This is a genomic window from Plasticicumulans sp. (assembly GCF_035331805.1).
In the GTDB taxonomy this organism is placed as follows: Bacteria; Pseudomonadota; Gammaproteobacteria; order Competibacterales; family Competibacteraceae; genus Plasticicumulans.
Genome location: NZ_DAOLKE010000177.1, coordinates 1 through 7,410, shown reverse-complemented (window position 1 = coordinate 7,410; position 7,410 = coordinate 1). Strand labels below are relative to the sequence as shown.

The following is a 7,410-nucleotide window of genomic DNA, read 5'->3' as shown; positions in this document are numbered from 1 at the left end:
GACAGGCCGGTGAGGTCAGGCACCTCGATCGTCATCAGGCCCGCCAGTTCGCCGCCGCCCTGGCCCTGCTCGCCGTGGCAGGCGACGCAGAAATCGTTGTAAAGCATGTGGCCGACTTCGGAATCCTGCGCCAGGGCCCCGCCCGCCGCCGCCGGGCCCGCGCTGCCGCGTGCTTCCGGCGACCGGTCGCTGCGGATTGCCGCGCTGCGGGATTGCTTTCTGTGCGTCCGGGGTCTGGAGTTCGGAGCGCGCCGCGGCATGGACCCGCCCGCGGCGTGCGACGTTTCCGGGCGCGGGTCCGCACCGAAGGAGCAGGCACATCCCATGAGCGAGCACGTCTACAAGAAGATCGAACTCGTCGGCTCGTCGCCGGTATCGATCGAGGCGGCCATCGAGAACGCCGTTGCCCGCGCCGCGCAGACCCTGCACAGCATGCGCTGGCTGGAAGTCGTCGAGACGCGCGGCCACATCGAGAACGGCAAGGTCGCGCACTGGCAGGTGACGATCCGCATCGGTTTCACGCTCGACGGCTGAGCCTGCGAGCCACAGAGCGGGACGGGCTGGATGCCGGGCGCACAAGCTGCGAAAGTGGCGGGCTTCGGTCCGCCCGCTGCGGCGGACACCGGCCGCACCGGCACCGGCCGGGTTCCGGACGCCGGCGGCGCACGGCGCGCATCGAGGTCTGCCGACCCGCGTGCGCCAGCGCTGCCGGCGTGCAGCCCGACCCACCACGGACACCTGCAACATGCCAGCCCAGCCTCACCCGCCGCTTCCGCCCGCGCTCGTGCGCCGCAAGGTCACGGTACCGCTCGCGGACGGCACGCCCGCGCTGTTCCACAGCTTCGACGGCCTCGTCGACGGGCGCGAGCACCTCGCGCTCGGCCTCGGCCCGCAGCCGGCCGACGGCATCCCGCTGGTGCGCCTGCATTCCGAATGCCTGACCGGCGACGTGTTCGGCTCGCAGCGCTGTGACTGCGGTCCGCAGCTCGAGGAAGCCCTGCAGCGCATCGGCACTGCCGGCGGCTACGTGCTGTACCTGCGCCAGGAGGGCCGCGGCATCGGCCTGTACGCCAAGCTCGATGCCTACGCGCTGCAGGATCGCGGCCTCGACACCTACGCCGCCAACCGCCATCTGCACCAGCCCGAGGACGCGCGCGATTACCGCTGCGCCGCGCAGATGCTCGTCGCCCTCGGCGTCACGCGCATCCGCCTGCTCAGCAACAACCCGGACAAGGCCGAACAGCTCGCGCAGCACGGCATCGAGGTCATCGAGCGCGTGCCGACCGGCGTGTTCCTGACCGCACACAACCATGCGTACCTCAGCGCCAAGGTGCGCTTCGGCAGCCACGACCTCGACATCGACGACACGGCGCCGTGATCCGGCGCCCGTTGCAGCGACAGGCGCAGCCCCTTTGAAGAGGCCCGCCGGGCCGGGGCGAGGCGTTCAGGCTTCGCTCGCCGCCAGCCGGCGCAGCCGCCAGGCGATCAGCAGGCAGCCGGCGAGCAGCGTCGCGAGCAGCGCGACGACGGCGCTCCAGCCATCGAGGTGCCAGACCAGCCCCGAGACGCTGCCGAGCAGGCTGGAGCCGGCGTAATACGCGCTGAGATACAGCGCCGAGGCCAGTCCGCGCGCCTCGCGCGCCCGCCGCCCGACCCAGGCGCTCGCGCCGGCGTGGGCGCCGAAGTAGCCGAAGGTCGCGAGGGCGACGCCGGCGAGCAGCAGCGGCAGCGCTTCCGACAGCGTCGCGAGCAGCCCGGCGAGCATCAGCAGCGTCATCACCATGATCACGCGCTGCACGCCGTAGCGCGCCGTGAGCCGCCCGGTCCAGCCCGAGCCGAGCATTCCGGACACGTAGAACACCGACAGCGTGCCGATCCAGCCGGCACCGAAGCCGAACGGTGCGCCGGCCAGCCGGTAGCCGAGGTAGTTGTACAGGCTGACGAAACAGCCCATCAGCAGGAAGGCGAGCGCGTACAGCCACGGCAGGCCGGCATCGGACAGATGCAGGCGCAGCCCGGCGCGCAGCGCATCGAGGCGCAGCGGCCGCGGCCGGAACGCCCGCGAAGCCGGCAGGCTCTTCCAGAACACCAGCCCGATCCCCAGCGACAGCAGGGCCTGCGCGGCCATCGCGCTGCGCCAGTCCCACAGCTCCGCGAGCCAGGCCGTGGCGATGCGCCCGCTCATGCCGCCGAAGGCGCTGCCGGCGATGTAGAGGCCCATCGCCGTCGCCAGCCCGCGCGGCTCCATTTCCTCGGACACATAGGCCATCGCCACCGCCGGCAGGCCGGCGAGCACGATGCCTTCGAGCGCACGCAGCCACACGAGCTGCGCCAGTCCCGCGGCCATCGAGCAGGCCAGTCCGAGCAGCGACGCGAGCAGCACGGCGCCGGCCATCAGCCCGCGCCGGCCGAGGCGATCGGACACGGCGCTCGCAAGGATCAGCGTCAGGGCCAGCCCGCCGGTTGCCGCCGACAGCACCGTGCTCGCCTGCGCCGGTGCCACCTGCCATTCGTGCGAGTACAGCGGCAGCAGCGGCTGCACGCAGTACAGCAGCGAGAAGGTCGCGAAGCCGCCGAGGAACAGCGCCCGGCGCATCTGCCGGTATTCGGGCGTACCGACGCGGATGCCGGCCTGCGGCCCTGCAGGATCGGTGAAACCGGCATGGTGCATGGCGGGCAGGCGGGAAGCAGCAAGGGCAGGGGCGGACATCGGACATCACCGAGCGGGGATCACGGATGCACAAGGCTAGGGCGCTGCAGTCTGATAGGTCCAATATGGTTTTCAGGCAGTATTGATATCGTTTCGATATCAGTCCCGCCCCCCGTACCGTCCTTGCCCGGAGCCGCCGTCATGGACCTGCGCCGTCTGCGCTATTTCGTCGCCGTCGCGGAGGAGCGCCACTTCACGCGCGCCGCCGAACGCCTGCACATCGCGCAGCCGCCGCTGAGCCAGCAGATCCAGGCGCTCGAAGCCGAACTCGGCGTCGCGCTGTTCGAGCGCTCGCGCCGGCACGTGACGCTCACCGCCGCCGGCGAGCGTCTGCTGGAGCGGGCGCGCGCGCTGCTGCGCGAGGCCGGGGCGGCCGCCGAGGAGGTCCGGCGCATCGGCCGCGGCGAACTCGGCGAGCTGCGCATCGCCTTCACGAGCTCGCTGCCGTTCTCGGAGCTGATTCCGCGCCTGCTGTATGACTACCGCCGCCGCTATCCGGACGTGCGGCTGGAACTGCGCGACACCGGCACGCAGCGCCAGCTCGACCTGCTGCTCGCCGGTCGCCTCGATCTCGGCTTCGTGCGCACCGACGATCCGCAGCTGCCGGCCGGGCTCGCCTGGACCGAACTGCACCGCGATCCGCTGCGGCTGGTGATCCACGAAGCGCATCCGCTCGCCGGACGCAGCGAGGTGGCGATCGCCGAACTGGCCGAGGAGGCGTTCGTGATGTTCCCGGAGGATTCCGGGACCGGGCTGCTGCGCCAGTTCCACGCGCTCTGCCGCACGGCCGGCTTCACGCCGCACATCGTGCAGGAGGCGCGCGAGGTGTCGACGATCATCGGCCTGGTCGCCGCCGGGCTGGGCCTGTCGATCCTGCCGGCGCCGCTCGCCTGCATCGGCATCGCGCGCGTGCGCTTTCTGGCGCTCACCGATGCGGCGGCGCAGTCGATCGTCCTGCTCGCCACCCGCGCCGGTCCGCTGCCGGCCGCGGTCGCCAACTTCGTCGAGCAGGCGGCGACCGGTGCGCGGCTCGGGGCACCACCAACCACCGGTTGACGACTGGCGGGAATTTCGCCATCGCTGCCGCAAGCAGTACCTCCGCGGTCCGCTTGCCGTCCGGGCGGCAGTTATCCACAGATTGTCTGGATAATTCCTTCCTCTGAGGCGCGCTGCGCCGAAAGCGGCGTGTCTGCACGGCGACTTCGCAAGCCATTGATTTTTCGTGGAGCACTCTCACTCCACCGCACCGCTGTCGCTGCTTCCCGACGGGATGCCGGCTGTCCGCAGGCGGCAGCCTCGTCCGGCACATCAGATCAAGTAATTGTATTAAAACGAATTTAATCAACATGGCACGGATACTGGACTACTGCCGCTGCCAGGCCGGAAAGGCCGGCGGGGAATGTTCCCCGATATCGCCACAGAGGTTTCCGTCATGCGCAACAACAAGAACTCGTCCCTGATCGCTGCGACCCTGACCCTCGCGCTCGGCGCCGGTGCCGCCTGGGCGGCCAATCCGGTCAACCCCGGTGATGCGCCGACCACGACGCCGTCCGGCCGTACGCCTTCCGGCCAGGTGATGCCGGGCGGTTCCGAAGGTGCGAAGACCGATGCGACCGTCGTGCCGCAGCCCGTCGACAAGACGATGTTCCCGACCTTCGCCCAGGCCGACCTGAACAAGTCCGGCACCATCGAGCCGACCGAGATCGGCATGGTCAAGGGTCTCGATTTCCAGAAGGCCGACGTCGATCACAACGGCACGCTGAGCAAGACCGAGTACGAACAGGCGGTCCAGTCGGCCACCGCGCCGGCCGGCAAGCTCAAGGATTCGCGCGGCTGACACGGCCCCCGGTCGCGCGATACGCCACTGCCGGGGTTTCCCGGCAGCGGCGGCCCCTCGTCACGGCCCGTTCCTCCTGCGGGGGAGCGGGCCGTACACTTGTCGGTCCTTCGCGCAGCAAGACGGCTCCGGCGGCTTCGGCCCGGACGCCGGGGGGCCTTCCCGATCATGGACTCCCTCACCGGCCTTCGGGTCTTCGTCAAGGTCGTCGAGACCGGCAGCTTCACGGCCGCGGCCGAGGCGCTGGAACTGTCGCGGGCGATGGTCAGCAAGCACGTGCAGACGCTGGAGGCACGCCTCGGCGTGCGCCTGCTGCAGCGCTCGACCCGGCGCGTGGCGCTGACCGAAGCCGGCAGCCGCTACCACGCGCGCGCCAGCGCCTGGCTGGAGGACATGGACACGACCGAGGCGGAGCTTGGACAGCTCACCACCGAGCCGCGCGGGACGCTGCGCATCAGCGCACCGATGAGCTTCGGGCGCGTCTACGTCGCGCCGCTGCTCGGGGAGTTCCTCAACCGTCACCCGGGCCTGCGCATCGACCTGGCGCTCGCCGATCGCGCCGTCGACCTGATCGAGGACGGCTACGACCTCGCCGTGCGCATCGGCGAACTCGCCGACTCCAGCCTCGTCTGCCGGCGCCTCGCCGCCACCCGCCTGCTGCTGTGCGCCTCGCCCGGCTATCTCGCCCGCTACGGCACGCCGGACCATCCGGCCGAGCTGTCCGGTCACGAATGCCTGAGCTACCGGCTCTCCGACACGCCTTCGGACTGGCACTTCAGCGACGCCGACGGCCACACGGCCACCGTGCGCATCGACGGCCGCGTGCGTGCCGACAATGGCGAGGCGCTGTGCGAGGCGGCCGCGAACGGGCTCGGCATCGTGCTGCAGCCGGACTTCATCGCCGGCCCTTTCCTGCAGGCCGGCCGGCTGCTTGCGCTGCTGCCGGACTGGAACACGCGCGAGATCGGCATCCACGCCGTTTACCCGGAACGCCGCTATCTGCCGGCCCGGGCCCGGCGCTTCATCGATTTTCTGGCCGAGCGCTACGCGCTGGCGCCGTGGCGGATGGAGTCATGAGCACGAAACCGGTCATCGGCCTGCTGCTCGCCGCCGGCCTCAGCAGCCGTTACCGCGCCGTCAGCGGTCGGCACAAGCTGCTCGAAGCGGTGCCGGATGGCCTGCCGGGCGCCGGCACGCCTCTGGCGCTGTGCGCGGCGCGCTCGCTGCTGGCCGGTGCGGACGCGGTGCTGGCGATCGTGCGACCGGAGGATGAACCACTCGCCGGCCTGCTCGCCGCGGCCGGCTGCGAGGTTCTGGACTTCGCGAGTCCGGGCCTCGGCGCGAGTCTCGCGTTCGGAGTGCGTGCCCGCCCGGAGGCCGGCGGCTGGCTGGTGCTGCCGGCCGACCTGCCCTTCGTGCGGCCTTCGACCGTGCAGGCCGTGCGCGCCGCACTGGCAGTCAGCCCCTGCGCTGCCCCCGCATACCGGAACCAACGTGGCCATCCGGTCGGCTTCGGCGCACGACACTACGCCGCACTCGCGGCGCTCGATGGCGATCGCGGTGCGCGCGACTTGCTGGAAACCCGGGGCTGGCAGCGGATCGGGGTCGATGATCCGGGCTGTGTGGCCGACATCGACGTGCCGGCGGATCTGGAAGCCTGTCTGCGCCCACGCTGATGCCGCTTCGCGGGGCTTTCAGGCAGCGGACCGGGCGGTCCGGAAACCGGAAGGGCGATGCCCTGGAACAGACGGTGCAACAAGCGGTGAACGCGGTGCGGCGTCCGGGAGCGACACCGCCCGGGCCTGCGTCAGCCGCTCGTGGAAACCCGGCGCCCGCACGCCGGTGAATCCACCTTCGGCTGCGCCCGCGGCCTCACGCGAGGCGCGACAGCATGCGTGCGGCGCGGCGGTTGCCGATCAGGCCGAAGCGCCAGGCGCGCAGGACCCAGCGACGCATCGGGTGCCCGGCGGAGAGACCGGAATCATGGGATACGGCGACGAACGGGCTCGGGCACATGTTTGCTGCTCCTGTCTTGATCGGACCGGTGACCTCTTGGGCCCCGTGAATGGATGCCGGTCGCGGGGGAACGCAGCCGGCAGACGGACATTTACGCATCGTTCCCCCCATTCCATGCAAGTCATCTGACAACGATGCGACCGGAAATCACGATCCGGGTTGCCGGTGTCAGACCGGCGTTAATACAGCCTTAACTGACCCACGACGCGTCCCTGCACCCGTACCGAGTCAGCCCGAAAGCGCATCGGCTCCATGCGGGCATTGGCCGGCACCAGCAGCACCGTGCCGTCCGGGCGCGGGTGGTAGTACTTCAGCGTCACCTCGCCGCCTTCGATCAGCGCGACGACGATGTCGCCGTTACGCGCCGCTTCGCAGGCTTCGACGATCACCGTGTCGCCGTCGAGGATGCCGGCCTCGATCATCGATTCACCGCGCACGCGCAGCGCGTAGCGGTTGGCACCGCCGAGCAGGCGCAGGTCCAGCGTCTGTTCGTCCGCGACCGCCTCGATCGGCTGGCCGGCGGCGATGCGTCCGAGCAGCGGCAGCGACCAGTCCTCAGCCCCGGTGAGATCCGGATGGGCATCGGCACGGGCATCGACCGGAACCTGAGCGGACTTTAACCGTATGCCGTGCCAGCGCTGCCCGTCGATCTCGATCAGTCCGGCGGCGGCGAGCGCCTGTACATAACGCTGTACGGTGCCGCGGGACTTCATGCCGACGCCGGCGGCGATCTCGGCGCGCGTCGGGCCGCGGCCGGTTTCTTCCATGAAATCGCGGATGTAGCGGTAGATGCGTTGTTCGGTCAGCGTCAGCGCAGACATCGGTTCGGCTCCATGAGCGACCATGG

Annotated in this window: 9 protein-coding genes; 6 read left to right on the top strand and 3 right to left on the bottom strand. The window is 70.6% G+C overall.

Going from position 1 to position 7,410, the window contains the following annotated elements:
* Positions 1-324: 324 nt before the first annotated feature.
* Together PKE44_RS12455 and ribA are read left to right on the top strand one after the other, a co-directional pair.
* Positions 325-534, top strand: a complete 210-nt coding sequence (locus tag PKE44_RS12455) for a dodecin (RefSeq protein WP_324551661.1) — start codon at positions 325-327, stop codon at positions 532-534.
* Positions 535-745: 211 nt separating this feature from the next.
* The gene (ribA, locus tag PKE44_RS12450) at positions 746-1,378 is read left to right on the top strand and encodes a GTP cyclohydrolase II (protein WP_324551659.1); all 633 of its coding nucleotides are present in this window, start codon (positions 746-748) and stop codon (positions 1,376-1,378) included.
* 66 nt (positions 1,379-1,444) lie between these two features.
* On the opposite strand, the gene PKE44_RS12445 is transcribed toward ribA, so the two are convergent.
* Positions 1,445-2,710: an MFS transporter gene (locus tag PKE44_RS12445; RefSeq protein ID WP_324551656.1), complete on the bottom strand. Its 1,266-nt coding sequence runs from the start codon at positions 2,708-2,710 to the stop codon at positions 1,445-1,447.
* Positions 2,711-2,851: 141 nt separating this feature from the next.
* Between PKE44_RS12445 and PKE44_RS12440 the strand changes: the two genes are divergently transcribed.
* From PKE44_RS12440 to PKE44_RS12425, 4 genes are all read left to right on the top strand, one after another.
* Positions 2,852-3,766, top strand: coding sequence for a LysR substrate-binding domain-containing protein (locus PKE44_RS12440; protein ID WP_324551653.1), 915 nt, complete (start codon positions 2,852-2,854; stop codon positions 3,764-3,766).
* A gap of 376 nt (positions 3,767-4,142) precedes the next feature.
* Entirely contained in the window at positions 4,143-4,547 is a 405-nt protein-coding gene (locus PKE44_RS12435; protein ID WP_324551650.1) for an EF-hand domain-containing protein, read from the top strand.
* Between the two features lie 168 nt (positions 4,548-4,715).
* The gene (locus PKE44_RS12430) at positions 4,716-5,624 is read left to right on the top strand and encodes a LysR family transcriptional regulator (RefSeq protein ID WP_324551647.1); all 909 of its coding nucleotides are present in this window, start codon (positions 4,716-4,718) and stop codon (positions 5,622-5,624) included.
* On the top strand, positions 5,621-6,223 hold the full coding sequence (locus PKE44_RS12425; protein WP_324551645.1) for a nucleotidyltransferase family protein: 603 nt from the start codon (positions 5,621-5,623) through the stop codon (positions 6,221-6,223). Before PKE44_RS12430 ends, PKE44_RS12425 begins: the two co-directional genes overlap by 4 nt.
* A 196-nt stretch (positions 6,224-6,419) precedes the next feature.
* On the opposite strand, the gene PKE44_RS12420 is transcribed toward PKE44_RS12425, so the two are convergent.
* Positions 6,420-6,563 carry a hypothetical protein gene (locus PKE44_RS12420; RefSeq protein ID WP_324551642.1) on the bottom strand — a complete coding sequence of 48 codons (144 nt, stop codon included), beginning with the start codon at positions 6,561-6,563 and terminating at the stop codon, positions 6,420-6,422.
* A 179-nt stretch (positions 6,564-6,742) separates the two neighbouring features.
* The coding region (gene lexA / locus PKE44_RS12415; protein WP_324551640.1) for a transcriptional repressor LexA at positions 6,743-7,410 on the bottom strand (668 nt) is incomplete at its 5' end.